This is a genomic window from uncultured Comamonas sp. (assembly GCF_964277875.1).
In the GTDB taxonomy this organism is placed as follows: domain Bacteria; phylum Pseudomonadota; class Gammaproteobacteria; order Burkholderiales; family Burkholderiaceae_C; genus Comamonas; species Comamonas sediminis.
Window position 1 is genome coordinate 170211 of record NZ_CAXYJV010000001.1, and the last position, 19074, is coordinate 189284.

At 64.6% G+C, this 19074-nt stretch carries 16 protein-coding genes; all 16 read right to left on the bottom strand.

Going from position 1 to position 19074, the window contains the following annotated elements; all coding sequences use genetic code 11:
• Window positions 1–14: 14 nt before the first annotated feature.
• Entirely contained in the window at window positions 15–989 is a 975-nt protein-coding gene (locus ACHWUQ_RS00785) for a D-alanine--D-alanine ligase (RefSeq protein WP_394680056.1), read from the bottom strand.
• Window positions 986–2419: a UDP-N-acetylmuramate--L-alanine ligase gene (gene murC, locus ACHWUQ_RS00790; RefSeq protein ID WP_239810682.1), complete on the bottom strand. Its 1434-nt coding sequence runs from the start codon at window positions 2417–2419 to the stop codon at window positions 986–988. Before murC ends, ACHWUQ_RS00785 begins: the two co-directional genes overlap by 4 nt.
• Window positions 2416–3480, bottom strand: coding sequence for an undecaprenyldiphospho-muramoylpentapeptide beta-N-acetylglucosaminyltransferase (gene murG / locus ACHWUQ_RS00795; RefSeq protein WP_394680057.1), 1065 nt, complete (start codon window positions 3478–3480; stop codon window positions 2416–2418). Before murG ends, murC begins: the two co-directional genes overlap by 4 nt.
• Complete coding sequence (ftsW, locus tag ACHWUQ_RS00800; protein WP_239810680.1) at window positions 3477–4745, bottom strand: putative lipid II flippase FtsW; 1269 nt, start codon at window positions 4743–4745, stop codon at window positions 3477–3479. Before ftsW ends, murG begins: the two co-directional genes overlap by 4 nt.
• On the bottom strand, window positions 4742–6727 hold the full coding sequence (gene murD / locus ACHWUQ_RS00805; RefSeq protein ID WP_394680058.1) for a UDP-N-acetylmuramoyl-L-alanine--D-glutamate ligase: 1986 nt from the start codon (window positions 6725–6727) through the stop codon (window positions 4742–4744). The genes ftsW and murD overlap by 4 nt, the downstream gene beginning before the upstream one ends.
• A 5-nt stretch (window positions 6728–6732) precedes the next feature.
• Window positions 6733–7911, bottom strand: coding sequence for a phospho-N-acetylmuramoyl-pentapeptide-transferase (gene mraY, locus ACHWUQ_RS00810; RefSeq protein WP_239810679.1), 1179 nt, complete (start codon window positions 7909–7911; stop codon window positions 6733–6735).
• A complete protein-coding gene (gene murF / locus ACHWUQ_RS00815) occupies window positions 7905–9320 on the bottom strand; it encodes a UDP-N-acetylmuramoyl-tripeptide--D-alanyl-D-alanine ligase (protein WP_394680082.1) in 1416 nt (471 codons plus the stop codon). Before murF ends, mraY begins: the two co-directional genes overlap by 7 nt.
• Before the next feature lie 2 nt (window positions 9321–9322).
• The gene (locus ACHWUQ_RS00820; protein ID WP_394680059.1) at window positions 9323–10858 is read right to left on the bottom strand and encodes a UDP-N-acetylmuramoyl-L-alanyl-D-glutamate--2,6-diaminopimelate ligase; all 1536 of its coding nucleotides are present in this window, start codon (window positions 10856–10858) and stop codon (window positions 9323–9325) included.
• On the bottom strand, window positions 10855–12600 hold the full coding sequence (locus tag ACHWUQ_RS00825; RefSeq protein WP_394680060.1) for a peptidoglycan D,D-transpeptidase FtsI family protein: 1746 nt from the start codon (window positions 12598–12600) through the stop codon (window positions 10855–10857). Before ACHWUQ_RS00825 ends, ACHWUQ_RS00820 begins: the two co-directional genes overlap by 4 nt.
• Entirely contained in the window at window positions 12597–12881 is a 285-nt protein-coding gene (gene ftsL / locus ACHWUQ_RS00830; protein ID WP_239812616.1) for a cell division protein FtsL, read from the bottom strand. Before ftsL ends, ACHWUQ_RS00825 begins: the two co-directional genes overlap by 4 nt.
• Window positions 12882–12924: 43 nt before the next feature.
• On the bottom strand, window positions 12925–13854 hold the full coding sequence (gene rsmH / locus ACHWUQ_RS00835) for a 16S rRNA (cytosine(1402)-N(4))-methyltransferase RsmH (RefSeq protein WP_394680083.1): 930 nt from the start codon (window positions 13852–13854) through the stop codon (window positions 12925–12927).
• A 7-nt stretch (window positions 13855–13861) separates the two neighbouring features.
• Entirely contained in the window at window positions 13862–14287 is a 426-nt protein-coding gene (mraZ, locus tag ACHWUQ_RS00840; protein ID WP_312417427.1) for a division/cell wall cluster transcriptional repressor MraZ, read from the bottom strand.
• 387 nt (window positions 14288–14674) lie between these two features.
• A complete protein-coding gene (gene hslU / locus ACHWUQ_RS00845; protein WP_239810675.1) occupies window positions 14675–15991 on the bottom strand; it encodes an ATP-dependent protease ATPase subunit HslU in 1317 nt (438 codons plus the stop codon).
• A gap of 91 nt (window positions 15992–16082) precedes the next feature.
• The gene (gene hslV, locus ACHWUQ_RS00850) at window positions 16083–16628 is read right to left on the bottom strand and encodes an ATP-dependent protease subunit HslV (RefSeq protein ID WP_239810674.1); all 546 of its coding nucleotides are present in this window, start codon (window positions 16626–16628) and stop codon (window positions 16083–16085) included.
• A gap of 112 nt (window positions 16629–16740) precedes the next feature.
• Window positions 16741–18405 (bottom strand): hypothetical protein, encoded by a 1665-nt coding sequence (locus ACHWUQ_RS00855; protein ID WP_394680061.1) that lies wholly within the window; start codon window positions 18403–18405, stop codon window positions 16741–16743.
• 42 nt (window positions 18406–18447) lie between these two features.
• Window positions 18448–18930 (bottom strand): RNA polymerase-binding protein DksA, encoded by a 483-nt coding sequence (gene dksA, locus ACHWUQ_RS00860; protein WP_027010726.1) that lies wholly within the window; start codon window positions 18928–18930, stop codon window positions 18448–18450.
• Window positions 18931–19074: the final 144 nt, after the last annotated feature.

The window sequence follows — 19074 nt, forward strand, 5'->3', positions numbered from 1 at the left end:
CGCATCTCCTTGTCTTACAGCTCCGCGCCTTGGGCCGCATCGGTCGATGCATGGGCCACCAGGTGCAAGCACAGGTCTTCGTAGCTCATGCCGGTGGCACGGGCGGCCATCGGCACCAGCGAATGGCTGGTCATGCCCGGCGAGGTATTGATCTCCAGCAGGAACAGCTGCTGGTCCGAGGAGCGCACCATCACATCGGCACGCGACCAGCCCCGGCAGCCCAGGGTGCGGAACGCCTTTTCCGCCAGGTCGCGGATCGCCGCCTCCATCTCTGCAGGCAGCCCGCTGGGGCAGAAGTACTGGGTGGTGTCGGTGAAATACTTGTTCTGGTAGTCGTAATTGCCGTCCGGCGCGACGATCTTGATCACCGGCAGCGCCTTGGCGCTGCGGCCCTGGCCCAGCACCGCGCACGTCGTTTCCATGCCCTCGATGAACTGCTCGCACAGGACTTCGGGGTCATAGCGGGAGGCCAGCGCATAGGCCTGGGCGCATTCTTCAGGGCTGCTGACCTTGGACAGACCAATCGTCGAGCCCTCGCGTGCGGGCTTGACGATCATCGGCGCGCCGAGCGCGGCCAGCGCATCGCGCGTGTCCTGCTCGCTGGCGGCCATGCGCCACTCGGGGGTGGACAGGCCTTCAAAGCGCCAGATGCGCTTGGTCATGATCTTGTCCATCGCGATGCTCGAGGCCATCACGCCAGGGCCGGTGTAGGGAATGCCCAGCAGCTCCAGCGCGCCTTGCACCGTGCCGTCTTCGCCATGGCGGCCATGCAGCGCGATGAAGCAGCGCGCAAAGCCTTGCTTGCGCAGCTCGCCCAAATCCTGCTGCGACGGGTCAAACGCATGCGCGTCCACGCCCTTGGACTGCAGCGCAGCCAGCACGCCCTTGCCGGACATCAGCGACACCTCGCGCTCTGCCGAGCTCCCGCCCATCAGCACCGCGACCTTGCCCAAGGCCTTCACATCAATATTGTTCATGGTTTCACTCATACCGCGCTCCCTTGCGGCGCTACACGCTCTTGCCCATCGGCCAATGCCATCACCTTGGCAGCCACCGCACCAATCGATCCCGCGCCCATGCACAGCAGCACATCGCCGTCCTGCGCCTGGTCCAGAATCTGCTGGGGCAGGCTGCTGATCTGCTCGACAAACACCGGCTCCACCTTGCCAGCCACACGCACCGCGCGTGCCAGCGCACGGCTGTCGGCTGCCACGATCGGTGTTTCACCGGCGGCATAGACCTCGGCCAGCAGCACCGCATCGGCGCCGCCCAGCACCTGGACAAAGTCCTCAAAACAATCCCGCGTGCGGGTGTAGCGGTGCGGCTGGAAGGCCAGCACCAGCCGGCGCCCCGGAAACGCGCCGCGCGCGGCCGCAATGGTGGCAGCCATTTCGACAGGGTGATGGCCGTAATCGTCAATAACCGTGAACTCGCCGCCATGGGGCAGCCGGGCCTGGCCATAACGCTGAAAACGGCGTCCCACGCCCTTGAAGCCTTGCAGCGCCCGCTGCAGGGCCGCGTCATCAATGCCGATGGCAGCGGCCACCCCGACCACCGACAGTGCATTGAGCACGTTGTGCTCGCCAGGCAGGTTCAGCACCACCTCCAGATCGGGCAAGGGCTGGGCCAGGCGGCGCTGCACGGTAAAGCGCATCTGGCCGTTGTCGGCCTGCAGGTTCACGGCGCGGATCTGGGCGTTTTCGCCCAGGCCATAGGTCGTGACCTTGCAGGCCACGCGCTCGATGATGTCGCCGACGGCCGGGCTGTCGATGCAGACCACGGCATTGCCATAAAAGGGCATGCGGTTGAGAAAATCGACAAAGGCCGTCTTAAGCCGGCCAAAGTCATGGCCATAGGTGTCCATGTGGTCGGCATCGATGTTCGTGACCACGGCCATCACCGGCAGCAGGTTCAGGAACGAGGCATCGGACTCATCGGCCTCAACCACGATGTACTCGCCACTGCCCAGGCGCGCATTGGCGCCGGCGCTGTTGAGCTTGCCGCCAATGACAAAGGTCGGGTCCAGGCCGGCCTCGGCCAGCACGCTGGTCACCAGGCTGGTGGTCGTCGTCTTGCCATGGGTGCCGGCAATCGCGATGCCCTTGCGCAGGCGCATCAGCTCGGCCAGCATCAGCGCGCGCGGCACCACCGGAATCCCCATGGCTCGCGCGGCCACGACTTCGGGGTTGTCGGCCTGCACGGCCGTCGATGTCACCACCGCCTGGGCACCGGCGATATGCGCCGCATCGTGGCCCACAAAGGTGGTGATGCCCGCATCGCGCAGATGCGCCATGGTGCTGCTGTCCGACAGGTCCGAGCCCGAGACGGCATAGCCCAGGTTGTGCAGCACTTCGGCAATGCCGCTCATGCCTGCACCGCCAATACCTACAAAATGAATGCGCTGGATGGCGTGTTTCATCGTGCCACCTCCGCGCAGGCATCCGCCACCACCTGGGCGGCTTCCAATTTCTGCATTTTCTTCGCCTTTTGGGCCATGTCCACCAGGCCCGTCCGCTGCATATTCTCTAGCATCTGAGCCAGGTTTTCCGGGGTCAGAACGCTTTGTTGCACCAACCAGCCGGCGCCGGCATCCACCAAAAAGCGCGCATTGGCCGTCTGGTGGTCATCGACCGCCGCGGGAAACGGCACAAACACCGCCGCAGCGCCCACGGCGGCCAGCTCGGTCACCGTGCTGGCGCCTGCGCGGCAGACGATGACATCGGCATCCGCATAGGCCTTGGCTGCGTCGTCGATGAAAGGGGTCAGGCTGGCTTGCACGCCAGCGGCCGCATAGTTGGCCTGCAGCGCATCGATCTGCTTGGCGCCGCTTTGGTGGGTGACCACCGGGCGGGTCTCGGGCGCCATCAGCGCCAGCGCCTGGGGCACCACCTCGTTCAAGGCCTTGGCACCCAGGCTGCCGCCCACCACCAGCAGCTGCAGCGGGCCGCTGCGGCCGGCAAAGCGCTGTGCAGGTTCGGGCTGCTGCAGGAACTCGGCGCGCAGCGGATTGCCCACCCACTGGCCGCCGGCAATCGTATTCGGGAAGGCGCTGAACACCCGCTGGGCCATGCGGGCCAGCAGCTTGTTGGCCATGCCGGGCACCGAGTTCTGCTCATGCAGCACGATCGGCACACCGGCCAGCCTGGCCGCCAGGCCGCCTGGCACGGTGATATAGCCGCCCATGCCCACAACCACATCGGGACGGACCTTGCGCAGCACGGCGCGCGCCTGCTGCAATGCCTTCAAGAGGCGCAGCGGCATGCCGGCGAGGGAGCGCAGGCCCTTGCCGCGCACGCCCGAGAACGCCACCCGCTCCAGTGCAAAGCCCTGGGGCGGCACGAGGCGCTCTTCCATGCTGTCGGGCGCGCCCAGCCAGTGGACGGTCCAGCCTCGGCTGCGCAGCTCCTGGGCCACGGCCAGGCCGGGAAAGATATGGCCGCCGGTGCCGCCCGCCATGATCAGTGCCGTCTTGCCGCTCATGATCGCGCCCCCCCGGCACCCATGGCCTTGTTTTCGCAGTCGATGCGCAGCACGATGGCAATCGCCACCAGGTTCATCAGAATCGCCGACCCGCCGAAACTCATCAGCGGCAAGGTCAGTCCCTTGGTGGGCAAGGCGCCCAGGTTCACACCGGCATTGATGAAGGTCTGGAATCCCAGCCAGATCGCAATGCCTTGCGCCACCAGGCCGGAGAAAATGCGGTCCATGCGGATCGCCTGGCGGCCGATTTCCACGATGCGGCGGATCATGAAGAAGAACAGACCCAGCAGCGCAATGATGCCGACCAGGCCCAGCTCTTCGCCGATCACGGCCAGCAGGAAGTCGGTATGGGCTTCGGGCAGCCAGTGCAGCTTCTCGACGCTGCCACCCAAGCCCACGCCAAAGATCTCGCCCCGGCCAATGGCAATCAGCGAATGCGAGAGCTGGTAGCCCTTGCCCAGCGCATGCTTTTCGCTCCAGGGGTCGAGGTAGGCAAAGATACGTTCGCGCCGCCATTCCGAGGTCATCACGATCAGCGCAAAGGCGGCCACCAGCACCAGCGCAATCAGGAAGAACATGCGGGCGTTGACGCCACCCAGGAACAGGATGCCCATGGCGATCACGGCGATCACCATGAAGGCGCCCATGTCGGGCTCGGCCAGCAGCAGCGCACCGACAATGCCCACGGCCAGCCCCATCGGCAGCACGGCGCGGAAGAAGCGCTCCTTGACCTCCATCTTGCGCACCATGTAATCGGCGGCATACATGATCACCGCGATCTTGGCCAGCTCGGACGGCTGGAAGTTCATGATGCCCAGCGACAGCCAGCGGCGCGCGCCATTGACCACCGTGCCCACATGCGGAATCAGCACCGCAATCAGCAACAGGATCGACGCAATGAACAGCCAGGGCGCCCAGTGCTCCCAGACCTTCATCGGAATCTGGAAAGTGAGCACCGCTGCGACAAAGCCCAGGCCCACGCTCATCAGGTGGCGCTGGAAGAAGTAGTAATGGGCAATCTTGCCAAAGCGCGGGTTGTCCGGCATCGCGATCGAGGCCGAGAACACCATGACGATGCCCCAGGACAGGATGGCCACCACCAGCCAGATCAGTACCTGGTCGGCGCCAAAGATATTGGTCGTGTTCGATGGGGTCTGGCGGTATTCATTGCCGCCGACACGCACCGGCAAAATATCGACAGGCTTTTCCCCGGCCGGTTTGAACCAGCCCGAAAACCTGCCGCGCAGTCCGGTCTCGGTGCTCATGGCTGCACCTCCAGACTGGTGCCGCGCTCTTCGGCCAGCGCCGCCACGGCCTGGCAAAACACCTCGGCGCGGTGGCCGTAGTTTTGGAACATGTCAAAGCTGGCGCAGGCGGGCGACATCAGCACCGCGTCGCCGGCGACGGCCTTCTGGCTGGCCAGCAGCACGGCTTCGTCCATGCTGGGCGCGTGCAGCAGGGGCACACCAGTATCGGCCAGTGCAGCCTCGATCAGCGGCGCATCGCGGCCGATCAGCACCACGGCGCGCGCATAGCGCAGCACAGGCGCGGCCAGTGGCGAGAAATCCTGGCCCTTGCCCTCGCCGCCCAGGATCAGCACGATGCGGCGCTCGGCACCCAGGCCCATCAACGCGGCCACGGTGGCACCCACATTGGTGCCCTTGCTGTCGTCAAAATATTCCACATCGCTGACGATGCCGATGGGCTCGACCCGGTGGCGCTCGCCCCGGTATTCGCGCAGGCCAAACAGCATCGGCGCAAAACCAGCGCCTGCGGCATGGCCCAGCGCCAGCGCAGCCAGCGCATTCATCGCGTTGTGGCGGCCCCGGATGCGCAGCGCGTCAGCAGGCATCAGCCGCTGCAGGAACACATCGTCCGCTGCCGTCTGGTTGCGCTTGTTGCTGGCACTGTTGCCATCGTCCTGTGCACGCACCAGCCAGGCCATGCCGTTGACCACTTCCAGACCATAGTCGCCTGGCTGGGTGGGCAGATCCAGCCCAAAGCTGATGTGCGGGCGCAGTTGGGGGCGCTGCAGCTTGATGCGCACCGGTGGCGGCAGCATGGCCATCACGGCCGGGTCGTCGCGGTTGAGCACCATCAGCGCATCGCTGCCGAAAATCTTGGCCTTGGCACCCGCATAGGCCGCCATGCTGCCATGCCAGTCCAGGTGGTCCTGGCTGAGGTTGAGTACCGTCGCTGCCGTCGGGTTGAAAGCATGCGCATCTTCGAGCTGGAAGCTGGACAGCTCCAGCACCCAGGCCTGCGGCAGGCTTTGCGCATCGATGTGCTGCGACAGCGTGTCAAGCAGGCTGGGGCCGATATTGCCGGCCACAGCGGTGGACATGCCGGCATGGGCCAGCAGCTGTCCCGTCAACGAGGTCACCGTGGTCTTGCCATTGGTCCCCGTGATCGCCAGCACCTTGGGCACATAGCCATGCGCCTGGGCCAGCGACTGCAGGGCCAGGCTGAACAGATCCAGCTCACCGCTGACCGGCAAGCCAATGGCGCGCGCCGCATCGACGACAGGCGCCACCGTCTCGGGGCTCAGGCCGGGCGAGCGGTAGACCACGCGCACCGGCTGGCCATCGACCAGCGCGGCGGTCAAAGCGCCCGCGACAAAGCGCACATCGGGCAGCTCGCTGCGCAGCTGTGCCAACTGGGGCGGAGCCTCGCGCGTATCGGCCACCGTCACCTGGGCGCCGCAGCGCGCACACCAGCGCGCCATCGCCAGACCGGAAGTACCCAGGCCCAGCACCAGCACATGCTGTCCTTGCAGCGCATGCTCCTGCCCCTGCGGCCACTGCGCAGGCACCGGGGCATAAACCACCTCGGCCTCCTGCGGCTGTATATCCACGGCGGTCACTTCACTGCTGGCCGCATCGGACACGCCAGGATCGGCAAAAATCTGCGCCACAAAGGCGGCCGCGTCCTTGGCGGCCGTCAAGGTCGACACATCGGGAACCGGCGCCATATCCACCGCCGGCGCTTCGGCAGCCGGGGCCGCTGCAGCATCTGCAGCATCGGTGGCGACAGCGGCTGACTCATCTGCAGCAGCCTCCACCGGCATGCCATCCGCCGGCAAAGGCTGCTCCAGCGGTGGTGCATCGGCGCCAGGTGCTGCCGCTTCAGGCTGCAGCCCGTCAGGCTGGGCCACGCCTGCCGCAGCCACCGGCGCCACTGCCGGCGTCAATGGCGCAGCCGCGGCCTCTGCCGAGGGATCAAGGGGGTGGAGGTGCTCGGTTGACATGGTGCTCACCGCAGCTTCAGGGTAGACAGACCGATCAGACACAGCAGCATCGTGATGATCCAGAAACGCACAACGACCTGGGTCTCGCGCCAGCCGCTCTTTTCGAAGTGGTGGTGCAATGGGGCCATCTTCAACAAGCGGCGGCCTTCGCCATAGCGCTTCTTCGTGTACTTGAACCAGACCACCTGCATCATCACGGACACGGCCTCGGCCACAAAGATGCCGCCCATGATGGCCAGCACAATCTCTTGCCGGACGATCACGGCAATCGTGCCCAGCGCGCCGCCCAAGGCCAGCGCGCCCACATCGCCCATGAAGACCTGGGCCGGGTGGGTGTTGAACCACAGGAAGGCCAGGCCCGCGCCGGTCATCGCGCAACAAAACACCAGCAACTCACCGGTGCCGCCAATGTGCGGGAACAACAGATAGCGCGAGAAATTGACGCTGCCGGTCACATAGGCGAACACGCCCAGTGCCGAGCCGACCATGACCACCGGCATGATGGCCAGACCGTCGAGCCCATCGGTCAGGTTGACTGCATTGCTGGCACCGACGATGACCAGGTAGGTCAGGATCACAAAGCCCAGCACGCCCAGCGGGTAGTTCACCTGCTTGAAGAAGGGCACCATCAGGCCGGCATTGGGTGGCAGATCCAGCGAGAAGCCCGATTGCACCCAGCTGACGAACAGGCTCCAGACCTCGGCATTGGTGTTCTCCGAGATGCAGAAGACGAGGGCCAGCGCTGCAGCCAGACCCAGCACCGACTGCCAGAAATACTTTTCGCGCGAGCGCATGCCTTCGGGGTCCTTGTTGACCACCTTGCGCCAGTCATCCACCCAGCCAATCGCACCAAAGCCCCAGGTCACAATCAGCACGATCCAGACAAAGCGGTTGGACAGGTCAAACCACAGCACCGTCGAGATCGTGATCGCCAGCAGGATCAGCACGCCGCCCATCGTCGGGGTGCCGCTCTTGCTCAAATGGCTTTGCATCGCATAGCCCCGGATGGGCTGGCCGATCTTCAGCGCCGACAAGGTACGGATGACGCGGGGACCTGCCACCAGGCCGATCACCAGCGCCGTCATCGCCGCCATCACGGCGCGGAAGGTCAGGTACTGGAAGACGCGCAGAAAGCCGAATTCGGGCGACAGGCTTTGCAACCAGCTGGCGAGCACAATCAGCATGCGGCCCCCTCACGGGCGCAGGGCCCCTTGTCTGCGCACGACTGCATCGCCTGCACCACTTGCTCCATCTTCATGAACCGCGAACCTTTGACCAACACACTGCCCCATTGAGGCATCAATTTGCACACCGCATCCTGCAACGCAGGCATGCTCTCGAAATGCTGAGCGCCATCGCCAAAGGCCTCGGCGGCCGACTGGCTTTGGGCGCCCAGCGTAAACAACTGCGTAATGCCTTGCTCGCGGGCGAGCGCGCCGGCTTCGGCATGGAACTGGGGTCCTTGGTCGCCCACCTCACCCATGTCGCCCAGCACCAGCAGCCGGGCTGCGGGCAGCTCGGCCAGCACCTCGATCGCGGCCTTGACCGAATCCGGGTTGGCGTTGTAGCTGTCATCGACCACCGTCAGGCTGCGGCCCGCGACGGGTATCGCCAGCGCACGCGAGCGGCCCTTGACCGGCTCGAACGCCGACAGGCCCCGGGCAATGGCCGCCAGCGGCACACCGGCAGCATGGGCCGAGGCGGCCGCTGCCAGCGCATTGCGCACGTTGTGGCGGCCGGCAATCTGCAGCACCACCGGCGCTGCGCCATCGGGCAGGTGCAGCTGCAGCTGCCAGGCGCCATCACGCCACAGCACATCGCTGGCATAGGCCTGGGCACCATCGGCCTGTTCGCCGAACAAACAGGTCGCCCGGCCCGCTGCCAGTTCCTGCCACAGCGGGGTATAGACATCGCCGGCAGGGAACACGGCCACGCCATCGGCCGGCAGCGCGGCCAGCACGCTGCCGTTTTCACGGGCCACGGCTTGCACCGTGTGCATGAACTCCTGGTGCTCGCGCTGCGCATTGTTGACCAGGGCCACCCGGGGCTGCGCCATCGCGGCGAGCACGGCGATTTCGCCAGGGTGGTTCATGCCCAGCTCCACCACCGCAGCGCGGTGCGCAGCCGTCAGGCCCAGCAGGGTCAGCGGCACGCCAATCTCGTTGTTCAGGTTGCCACGCGTGGCCCAGGCGGCATCGCCGGCGTGGGCGCGCAGGATGGACGCCAGCATCTGGGTCACCGTGGTCTTGCCGTTGCTGCCGGTCACTGCGATCAGCGGCAGCGCAAACTGGGCACGCCAGCCGGTGGCCAACGCCCCCAGCGCGGCCAAGGTGTCGGGCACCACAATGCCGGGCAGGCCTGCGTCGGCAGGGTCGGCATGGCACAGCGCAGCCGCTGCGCCGGCCGCTTGGGCCTGGGCCAGAAACTGGTTGGCATCAAAGCGCTCGCCTTTGAGCGCCACAAACAAATCGCCCGCCTGCAGGCTGCGCGAGTCCGAGTGCACGCGCAGCAGCGGCACGGCACCATCGCCCACCAGGCGGGCCTGGGGAACAAGGGGCTCAATGAAGCCCAGCGCCTGCTGCAGGGTCATCATGCTCATAGGGGTTCTTTCCGCTTGGCCAACGCAGCACGGGCCTGCGCGGCATCGAGAAAGGGCAGCTTCACGCCGGCCACTTCCTGGTAATCCTCATGGCCCTTGCCGGCCAGCAAAACCACATCCTGGCTGGCCGCGCGCAGCACCACCTCATCGATGGCGGCTGCCCGGTCGGCCTGGACATGCCAATGCGCATCGGGCGTCATGCCGCGCAGAATGTCGTCAATGATGGCCTGGGGCTGCTCACCGCGCGGGTTGTCGCTGGTCACGACCACCTCGTCTGCACCTGCCTGGGCAATGCGGCCCATCAGCGGGCGCTTGCCGGCATCGCGGTTGCCACCACAGCCAAACACACACCACAGCCGTCCGCCGCGCTGCGCAGCCAGCGGGCGCAGCGCCTGCAAGGCCTTGTCCAGTGCATCGGGGGTGTGGGCATAGTCGATGGCCACCAGCGGCGCACCGGGCTGGCCGACCTGCTCCATGCGGCCCGGCACTGCCGCCAGCACCGCGCAGGCCTGCGCAGCCTGCTCCAAGCTCGCTCCCAGCACCCGCAGGCTGGCCATCACCTGCAGCAGGTTGAGCACGTTGTACTGGCCAATCACCTGGCTGTGCAGGGTCACGGCAGCACCTTCGGCGCCGGCCTCTACGATGTCGAACACCAGGCCACGGTCGCCCGCGCGGATGGACCGGGCAGACAGACGGGCCTGGGTGGGGTTATCCACCGAGACAGTCCACAGATCCAGCGCGCCACCGGCCAACGAGGCCGCCAGCGCCGCGCCCCGGGCGTCGTCCAGGTTGACCACGGCCGATTGCAGGCCCGACCAGTGGAACAGCGCCTCCTTGGCGGCCCAATAGGCATCCATGCTGCCGTGGTAGTCCAGGTGGTCCTGGGTGAAATTGGTGAAGATGGCCAACCGGATGCGGGCGCCCGCCAGGCGGTGCTCGGCAATGCCAATGGACGAGGCCTCGATCGCGCAAGCGCCGTAGCCGGCATCGGCAAAGCCGCGGAAGGCGCGTTGCAGCAGCACCGGATCGGGGGTGGTCATGCCGGTCACATCCAGCTGGTGCGGCGGTATGCCGACACCCAGGGTGCCGACCATGGCGCAGCCCCGGTGCTGCAGCACGCCGGCTTCGCAGAGGTGGCTGACCGCCTGGGCCAGCCACCAGCTGATGCTGGTCTTGCCATTGGTACCCGTCACGGCCAGCACATCCAGCTGCTCGCTGGGTTGGCCAAACCAGGCGCTGGCGATCGGGCCGGTGGCGGCCTTCAAACCCGGCATGGCCGCAACCGGCATACCTTGCATATCAAATTGATCGAGGCCCGCCTGCTCCACCAGGCACGCAGCGGCGCCGCGCTGCACGGCCTGCGCCACATAGGCGCGGCCATCGTTGACGCCACCCGGCCAGGCGATGAAGGCATCGCCGGCCTGCACCTGCCGGCTGTCGGTTTGCAAGGTGCCGCTGGTCACACGCTCGCGCAGCCATTCAACGGCGGCGGCGGTGCTGTGGACAGTGGTCACGGTCGTGGTGGCGCTCATAGCGGCTCCTCCACATCGTTGGCCACGATCTGCGGCTTGACCGACATATCGGGCTGCACCCCCATCAGGCGCAAGGTCTGCTGCACCACTTCACTGAAGACCGGGCCGGCGACGGTACCACCGTAAAAGCTGCCCTGGCTGGGCTCATCAACCATCACGGCGACGATGATGCGCGGGTTCTCAATCGGCGCAATGCCGGTGAACCAGGCGCGGTACTTGCCTGCGGCATAGCCCCGGCCCTGCTGCTTGCGGGCCGTGCCCGACTTGCCGCCGATGGAGTAGCCGACCGTCTGCGCCTTCTGGCCCGTGCCACCTGGGCCAGCGGCCAGCCACAGCATGTGGCGCACCAGCTCGGCCGTCTTCTTGGAGAACACCGGCGTGCCTGCGGGGCGGCCACTGCGCTTGAGCATGGTTGCCGGAATCACATTGCCGTCGTTCGAGAATACCGTGTACGAGCGCGCCATCTGGAACAGCGAGGCCGACAGGCCATAGCCATAGGAAATGGTGGCCTGCTCGACGGGCTTCCAGCTCTTCCAGGGACGCAGACGCCCACTGGCCGCGCCGGGGAAGGCAATCTGGGGCTTTTGCCCGTAGCCCAGCGCCGAGTGCACATTCCACATCTCCTGCGCCGACATCTTCTGCGCCACCTTCAACGCACCGACGTTGCTGGATTTCTGGATCACACCGTCCACCGTCAACGCACCATAGTTGTGGGTGTCGCTGATCGTGAAACCGCCGATCGCATAGCGGCCGGGCGTGGTGTCAATGATGGTGTTGTTCTTGACCCGGCCCAGCTCCAGCGCCGTTCCCACGGTGATGGGCTTCATGGTCGAGCCGGGCTCGAAGGTGTCGGTGATCGCGCGGTTGCGCAGCTGCTCGCCGGTCAGGCGCGAGCGGTTGTTCGGGTCATAGCTGGGGTAGTTGGCCAGCGCCAGCACTTCGCCCGTGTGGGCGTCCATCACCACCACGCTGCCGGCCTTGGCCTTGAAGGCCGCTACCTGGTCGCGCAGCTTCTGGTAGGCGAAGAACTGCACCTTGCTGTCGATGGACAGCTGGATGTCCTGGCCTTCTTGCGGCGGTGTCTCGACACCAACGCCCTCGACAATGCGGCCCAGGCGGTCCTTGATCACCCGGCGCGAACCGGCCTTGCCGCCCAGCTCGGTATTGAAGGCCAGCTCCATGCCCTCCTGGCCCTGGTCTTCCACATTGGTGAAGCCCACCACGTGGGCGGCTGATTCCCCTTCGGGATACTGGCGCTTGTATTCCTTGCGCAGGTAGATGCCCTTGACATCGAGCGCCTTGATCTTCTGCCCGATGTCCCAGTCAAGCTGGCGCTTGATCCAGACAAAGGACTTGTCCTCGTCCGCCAGCTTCGCATCGAACTGCGCCTTGGGCATGCCCATTAGCTTCGCAATCTCGGCCAGCTTGCCCTTGATGGCCGGGTCGTGCTGGTCCACATCTTCCGGAATCGCCCAGATGCTGGCCGCAGGCACGCTGGAGGCCAGGATCAGGCCATTGCGGTCCAGAATGCGGCCCCGGTTGGCCGGCAGCTCGATCGTGCGGGCAAAGCGCACCTCGCCCTGGCGCAGGAAGAAATCATTGCCGATGACCTGGACATAGGCGGCGCGGCCGATCAGACCGGTAAAGGCCAATGCCAGACCGATCATGATGAAGCGGCTGCGCCACATCGGCGTGCGCTCGGCCAGCAAGGGACTGGTGGAATAGCGCATGTCCTTGCTCATGGCGCCACCGCTCCAGCGCCCGGCTCAGACACGTAGACAGTGACCGCAGGGGTGGCCGTCTGCATGCCCCATTTCTCGCGGGCCAGTTGCTCCAGCCGCAGCGGCGTGGCCTGTGCCCGCTTTTCCACCTGCAGCCGCTGGTGGTCGGTCTCCAGCTGGCGCGACTCGGCCAGCGCACGGTCAAGCTCGGTGAACAGCTTGCGCGATTCATACTGCGACTGCACCAGCGCCATCGCGCTGACGATTGTCACGATGAGCAGCAGAATGTTCAGGCGCAGCAGCACGGCGCCTCCTTGTGGCATCGTCCGGGCAGGCGGCGCGTGGTCATGCAGCCACCTCGGTGCGTTCGGCCACGCGCATCACCGCACTGCGGGCGCGTGGATTGGCGGTCACTTCTGCCTCGCTCGGCTTGATGCGGTCCAGCGCCTTGAGCAGCATCGGCTTGGGCGCGGCAAAGGGTGCGCGGCGGTCGAACACCTCTTTGGAATGCTTGGCAATGAACTGCTTGACGATGCGGTCTTCCAGCGAGTGAAAGCTGATCACCACCAGACGGCCGCCGGGCGCCAGCACGCGCAGGCTGGCCTCTAGCGCCTGCTCGAGCTCTTCAAGCTCGGCATTAATGAAAATCCGAAGAGCCTGGAATGTCCGCGTGGCAGGGTTTTGCCCAGCCTCGCGGGTCTTGACTGTGCCAGCCACGAGCTCGGCCAGATCGGCAGTGGTGGCGACTGGCGAGCCAGCCTCCCGCCGCGCAACAATCGCCTTTGCAATGGGCCCAGCAAACCGTTCTTCACCGAAGTCACGTATCACCTCCGCTATTTGCTGTGTTTCCGCCTCTTGCAGCCACTCGGCCACACTCTGGCCACGGGTGGTATCCATGCGCATGTCGAGCGGGCCATCGAAGCGGAAACTGAAGCCGCGCTCGGGACTGTCGATCTGCGGGGAGCTGACCCCCAGATCCAGCAGCACGCCTGCCACCGAAGCGGCGGGCAGCTGTGCCATGTGGCTGAAGCCCTCATGGCGAATGGAAAAACGGGCGTCCGCAATCTTGCCGGCCTCGGCAATCGCTTCGACGTCCTTGTCAAAAGCAATGAGCCGGCCCTCGGCCGGCAACTTGGACAGCACCAGGCGGGAGTGCCCGCCTCTGCCAAAAGTCCCATCGACAAAGACCGGGTCCATCGCAACCCTGGCCTCCAACAAGGCGTCCACGGCCTCGTTCAGCAGGACGGTCGTGTGCAGGTAGTTCTTGGTTTCCACATGCACCTCAGAATGCAAAGTTATCCAGGGCATCGGGCGGCAGATTCTGCAGGGCTTCCGCCTCCTGCTTCTCGTATGTCGCCTTGTCCCACAATTCAAAATGGCTGCCCATCCCCATCAGGATGGCGTCCTTGGTGATGTTGGCAGCAGCGCGCAGCTCGGGAGAGACCAGTACACGGCCAGTTCCATCCATCTCCACATCCATCGCACTGCCGAGAAAAATCCGCTTGAGCACCTGCTCACCCATCTTCACCTGCGCAATGCGCGCGCTGAAAACCGCCCATTCATCCTGGGGGAAAATCATCAGGCAACCATGGGGGTGGCGGGTAATCGTGAGGGTCGGTCCGGGCTTGGTCAGCGCGTCACGATGCCGGGTCGGTATCGACAACCGACCTTTCGCATCGAGACTGAGTGAAGAAGCTCCTTGAAACACGGCGTGGACTCTGGTTGGGGTTTCGGAGGACAAGCAAGTGCACGATTTCCCACAAAACTGCACTTTTCCCCACTGTATCAGGAATTCCTGATCGCGCCACACTCCACCACAATGATTTGCAATGAAAATACAAGTAAATCAATAACTTATAACGTACTTCACGTAAAATCCGCTATGAAATTCTCTTTATTTGATAGGCACTTACAATCGCCTCTATATCCAGACTCTTAGCAAAATTGGCAGAACCGGCGAGGAGCAGCTTCCGGCCTTTTGTTACAAAAGTAGAAGCTCTCCTACACGCCCACATGTGGCGCTTGGCCCAAAAGCAAGTGCCCGCCAACCAGGGCGGGCACTTGCAGCAAACGGCGCCACAAAGCGCAATCAGCGTTAGAGAATGTAACGAGACAAATCTTCGTTCTGGCTCAGGGAACCCAGGCGCTGGTCGACATAGGCAGCGTCGATCACCACGGTCTGCCCGCCCAGCTTGACGGCATCGAAGCTGATCTCTTCGAGCAGACGCTCCATCACCGTCGCCAGACGGCGAGCGCCGATGTTTTCAGTCCGCTCGTTGACATCAAAGGCAATGCGCGCCAGGCGCGTGATGCCCTCGGCCTCGAACTGCAGCTTCACGCCTTCGGTGGCCAGCAGCGCTTCGTACTGCTTGATCAGCGAAGCATGGGTCTGCGTCAGAATGGCCTCGAAATCCTGCACCGACAGCGAACCGAGCTCCACCCGGATCGGAAAACGCCCCTGCAGCTCAGGGATCAGGTCGCTGGGCTTGGCCAGGTGGAAAGCGCCGGAGGCAATGAACAGAATGTGGTCCGTCTTGACGATACCGTACTTGGTCGACACCGACGTGCCTTCGACCAGGGGCAGCAGATCGCGCTGAACCCCCTGGCGGGAAACATCGCTGCCGCTGGTTTCCTGGCGCGTCGCCACCTTGTCGATCTCGTCGATGAAGACGATGCCGTTCTGCTCCAGGTTCTCGATCGCGCGGGATTTGACATCGTCCTCGTTCACCAGCTTGGCCGCCTCCTCATCGGTGATCAGCTGCAGCGCTTCGCTGATCTTGAGCTTGCGGACCTTGCGCTTTTCCTGGCCCATCTGGCTGAACATGCCGCGCAGCTGCTCGGCCATCTCCTCCATGCCCTGGGGTCCCATGATCTCGAGCTGCGGCTTGGCCTCGGCCACTTCGATCTCGATCTCCTTGTCGTTGAGTTCGCCCTGGCGCAGTTTCTTGCGAAATACCTGGCGCGTGCCGGTATCGGATGCGGCCTCGCCGGTGCGCGCGGGCGGCAGCAGCGCATCCAGGATGCGCTCTTCGGCGGCATCCTCGGCACGCACGCGCAGCTTCTTCACATCCGATGCACGGGTTTGCTTGACCGCCACTTCAGCCAGGTCACGGATGATGGCATCCACATCCTTGCCCACATAGCCCACCTCGGTGAACTTGGTCGCCTCGACCTTGATGAAAGGCGCATCGGCGAGCTTGGCCAGGCGGCGGGCAATTTCGGTCTTGCCGACACCGGTGGGGCCGATCATCAGGATGTTTTTCGGGGTGATCTCCTGGCGCAGGCCATCGGCGACCTGCTGGCGGCGCCAGCGGTTGCGCAGCGCGATGGCGACTGCGCGTTTGGCATTGGCCTGGCCAACGATGTGGTTGTCGAGTTCGGAAACGATTTCCTGGGGTGTCATCGAGGACATAGTGCAAATTCCGGTTGGCACCCGCCGGGCAACGGGTGCAGCTGTCGATCAGTAGGAGCGGGTGGCAGGGGTGCAGCGGCCTGCAAGGCGCTTACAGGGTCTCGATGGTGTGGTGCATATTGGTGTAGATGCACAGCTCACCGGCGATGCCCAGCGATTTGCGCACCACCTCTTCGGCCGACAGCTCGGTGTTGTTCAGCAGCGCCTTGGCCGCCGAATGGGCATAGGCGCCTCCGGATCCAATGGCCACAATGCCTTGCTCGGGCTCCAGCACATCGCCATTGCCAGTGATGATCAGCGAGGCCGAGTGGTCAGCCACCGCCAGCATCGCTTCCAGACGGCGCAGCACCCGGTCAGTGCGCCAGTCCTTGGTCAGCTCAATCGCTGCACGGGTCAACTGGCCCTGGTGTTGGTCGAGCTTGGCCTCAAAACGCTCGAACAAGGTAAAGGCGTCGGCCGTGGCGCCGGCAAAGCCGGCCAGCACCTTGCCGCCATAGAGCTTGCGCACCTTGCGCGCGGTGCCCTTGACCACAATGTTGCCCAGGGTGACCTGGCCGTCGCCGCCGATGGCGACCTGGATGCCTTGCGGGGTTTCGCGCCGCACGCTGAGAATGGTTGTGCCGTGATACTGTTCCATAGTTCTGCCTATATAGAGCCATGCACCCGTTTTCCAAGGCGCCAGCGGCAGAGCGGGCGCAAATTAAAAAACGCACCCGAGGGTGCGTTCGTCGCGAGGCATCGCAGCCCCTTCAGTTCTCGCGCTGGTTGACGATGGAATGCTCGTTGATGCCAATCAGGTTGAAGAACACGGCATTCAGGCGGTGCAGATTGCCAAAGCGCACAAGCACATTCTTCTGCTGGCATTCGGCCACCCAGTTCAGCACCGAGCCGGCGGCCACAAAATCGATGCGCATCAGGCGGTCGCAGCGCACGGTGAACGGCATGTCGGGCTGCACCATCGGGCTGAAGGTGTCCAACTGCCGGGAGACGTCCCCTTCGACAACGCCTTCGAGCACGGCCTGCGGGCTGTCGGCAACCGCTGGCTTTCTCTCCGGCAGATCGAGCACCATGGACAAATCGGGGGCGAACGGTGCGCCAGAGCGGGTGCTGTCACTGCTCATCTCTGCACGAGGTGGCACCCAGGACGGTGGTGATACCTCATAGGTAATGCAGTAATCGAGCGCAGCGGCTTCAAAGTCCTGCTCCAACCGCAGCAATCGCAGCAACGCCATGCGCAGCGACCACAGGTCCTGGCGCACCTGGTTGTCACCAACAGGTGTTTGCGCTTCGAGCACCGACAACAACTGGTCTGCCCCGGCAAACACCAGGCGCACATCCGGCTTGTCCGCCCAGGCGCGAAACTGTGCCAGCAACGGCACTACCGCCTCGTCGCGCACCTCGGTCACGCGGGACCAGTTCAAGGTCCAGGGTGGCGCAAAGCGCTTGAGGTTGCCCAACAGGCCATTGAGTGCAGCAACACTGAGCACCGGCGGAGCCTGCCAGTTGAGCAGCCGCACCTCTTCTGCCGGCGCATCCCCCCCTTGCAAGGCCTTGGCGCCCAGCTCCTGCGGCATCGAAAACCACACCGGTGCCGAGCGGCCGTATTTGCTGGCGAACTCGATCGCATGGAAGTCAAACTTGGTCTGGTCGCCGGTCGCACGGTAGAGGTCGAACAGCGTCAACCAGATCGTCAGCTGGCCCATCAGGTCGCCTCGGCGCTGCTGCACCAGCGCCAGCAGTGATGCCTCGGCGCCCGCTGCATCACCATTGGCAAACAGCACTGCCGCCTCTTCGAGGTCGGTATCGTGGATGAAGCGGGCGGATTCGACCTGCGCATCGAAAGCGGCCGGAGGCAAGGTGGCCTGCGCAGGAGCCACCGCAGGCACTGCGGCAGCCTCGGCGGGTTCTGCGGCCAGCGGTGCAGCAGCAGGCGCAACCGGCACAGGGGCACTGGCAGGTGCAGTATCAGTCGTAGCGCTGGGCGCGGCCGCCGGCGCACTGGCGCTGTCGCCCGACCACCACTGCTTGGACATCTGCCGCTCGATCTGGTTGATTTTCTCGATGGTGTGCGAAGGATGGGCAGGCTTGCCCGCCGCAATGGCAGCGCCATCGGGCGCGGCGCCGCCTTCGAGCATCGCTGCCGAGCTGGCAGCGCCCAGGCCATCGGCGCCTGCGCTGCTGGACTTGTTGGCCTCGCGCCGGATCTTGCGCAGCTGGTCAAACTCCAGCTTGCGCACAAAGTCGTTGCGGCGCTTGCGCTCCATGATCTCCTTGAGCGCCTGTTTGGAAAACTGCGCCTCTGGATTCTCCGGCTCCGGCGTCTTGTCCAGCTCCGACCACTGTGTCGTGGGTTTGGTAACAAAGCGCACCACTTTGGACAACAAACCCTTGTTTGGCTTCTGAGCCTCACTCATGGTTACTCCCTCCCCTTATGTGTCCGGTGCGCTGCCTCAGCTTCAGTCACCAAACATTTTTTGCTTCAGTTCGCGGCGCTGCTGCGCCTCCAGTGACAACGTGGCTGTAGGACGCGCCAGCAGACGGCCCACACCAATGGGCTCACCCGTCTCGTCGCAATAGCCATAGTCACCCGCATCGATGCGGCTGATCGACTGGTCGATCTTCTTCAAGAGCTTACGCTCGCGGTCGCGCGTACGCAAGACAAGCGCATGCTCTTCCTCAATGGTAGCGCGGTCTGCCGGATCGGGCACGACGACGGTGTCTTCGCGCAGGTTTTCCGTCGTGGCATCGGCATTGAGGTGGATACCGGTCTTCAGTTCCACCAGCTTCTTGCGAAAGAACGCCAACTGGATGTCGTTCATGTATTCGCTCTCCGGCATGGACAGCACCTCATCGTCAGTGAGGGTGTCTACCGTCTTGGACTTCCAGGCATTGGCCAGCTTGGCGTCGCGTTTAGGGATGGTTTGCGTAGTGGTAGGCATAGTTCTCTCGACTGGCTAGCGCAGTTCTTACATGCGACGGATGTCCGTCTCGTTACAAAAGGTGCCAAGCCCGGCAGGCTCAGCCCCCTGATCAACTCGCCCGGATCCGGCAGGATCCTGGCACATCTATGAAGTCGGGCAGGT

Bases quoted from the DNA above. Each gene is read 5' to 3' on its own strand.
- ACHWUQ_RS00785 (WP_394680056.1), bottom strand. From the start codon at position 989: ATGAGTGAAACCATGAACAATATTGATGTGAAGGCCTTGGGCAAGGTC.
- murC (WP_239810682.1), bottom strand. From the start codon at position 2,419: ATGAAACACGCCATCCAGCGCATTCATTTTGTAGGTATTGGCGGTGCA.
- murG (WP_394680057.1), bottom strand. From the start codon at position 3,480: ATGAGCGGCAAGACGGCACTGATCATGGCGGGCGGCACCGGCGGCCAT.
- ftsW (WP_239810680.1), bottom strand. From the start codon at position 4,745: ATGAGCACCGAGACCGGACTGCGCGGCAGGTTTTCGGGCTGGTTCAAA.
- murD (WP_394680058.1), bottom strand. From the start codon at position 6,727: ATGTCAACCGAGCACCTCCACCCCCTTGATCCCTCGGCAGAGGCCGCG.
- mraY (WP_239810679.1), bottom strand. From the start codon at position 7,911: ATGCTGATTGTGCTCGCCAGCTGGTTGCAAAGCCTGTCGCCCGAATTC.
- murF (WP_394680082.1), bottom strand. From the start codon at position 9,320: ATGATGACCCTGCAGCAGGCGCTGGGCTTCATTGAGCCCCTTGTTCCC.
- ACHWUQ_RS00820 (WP_394680059.1), bottom strand. From the start codon at position 10,858: ATGAGCGCCACCACGACCGTGACCACTGTCCACAGCACCGCCGCCGCC.
- ACHWUQ_RS00825 (WP_394680060.1), bottom strand. From the start codon at position 12,600: ATGAGCAAGGACATGCGCTATTCCACCAGTCCCTTGCTGGCCGAGCGC.
- hslU (WP_239810675.1), bottom strand. From the start codon at position 15,991: ATGTCCTCGATGACACCCCAGGAAATCGTTTCCGAACTCGACAACCAC.
- hslV (WP_239810674.1), bottom strand. From the start codon at position 16,628: ATGGAACAGTATCACGGCACAACCATTCTCAGCGTGCGGCGCGAAACC.
- ACHWUQ_RS00855 (WP_394680061.1), bottom strand. From the start codon at position 18,405: ATGAGTGAGGCTCAGAAGCCAAACAAGGGTTTGTTGTCCAAAGTGGTG.
- dksA (WP_027010726.1), bottom strand. From the start codon at position 18,930: ATGCCTACCACTACGCAAACCATCCCTAAACGCGACGCCAAGCTGGCC.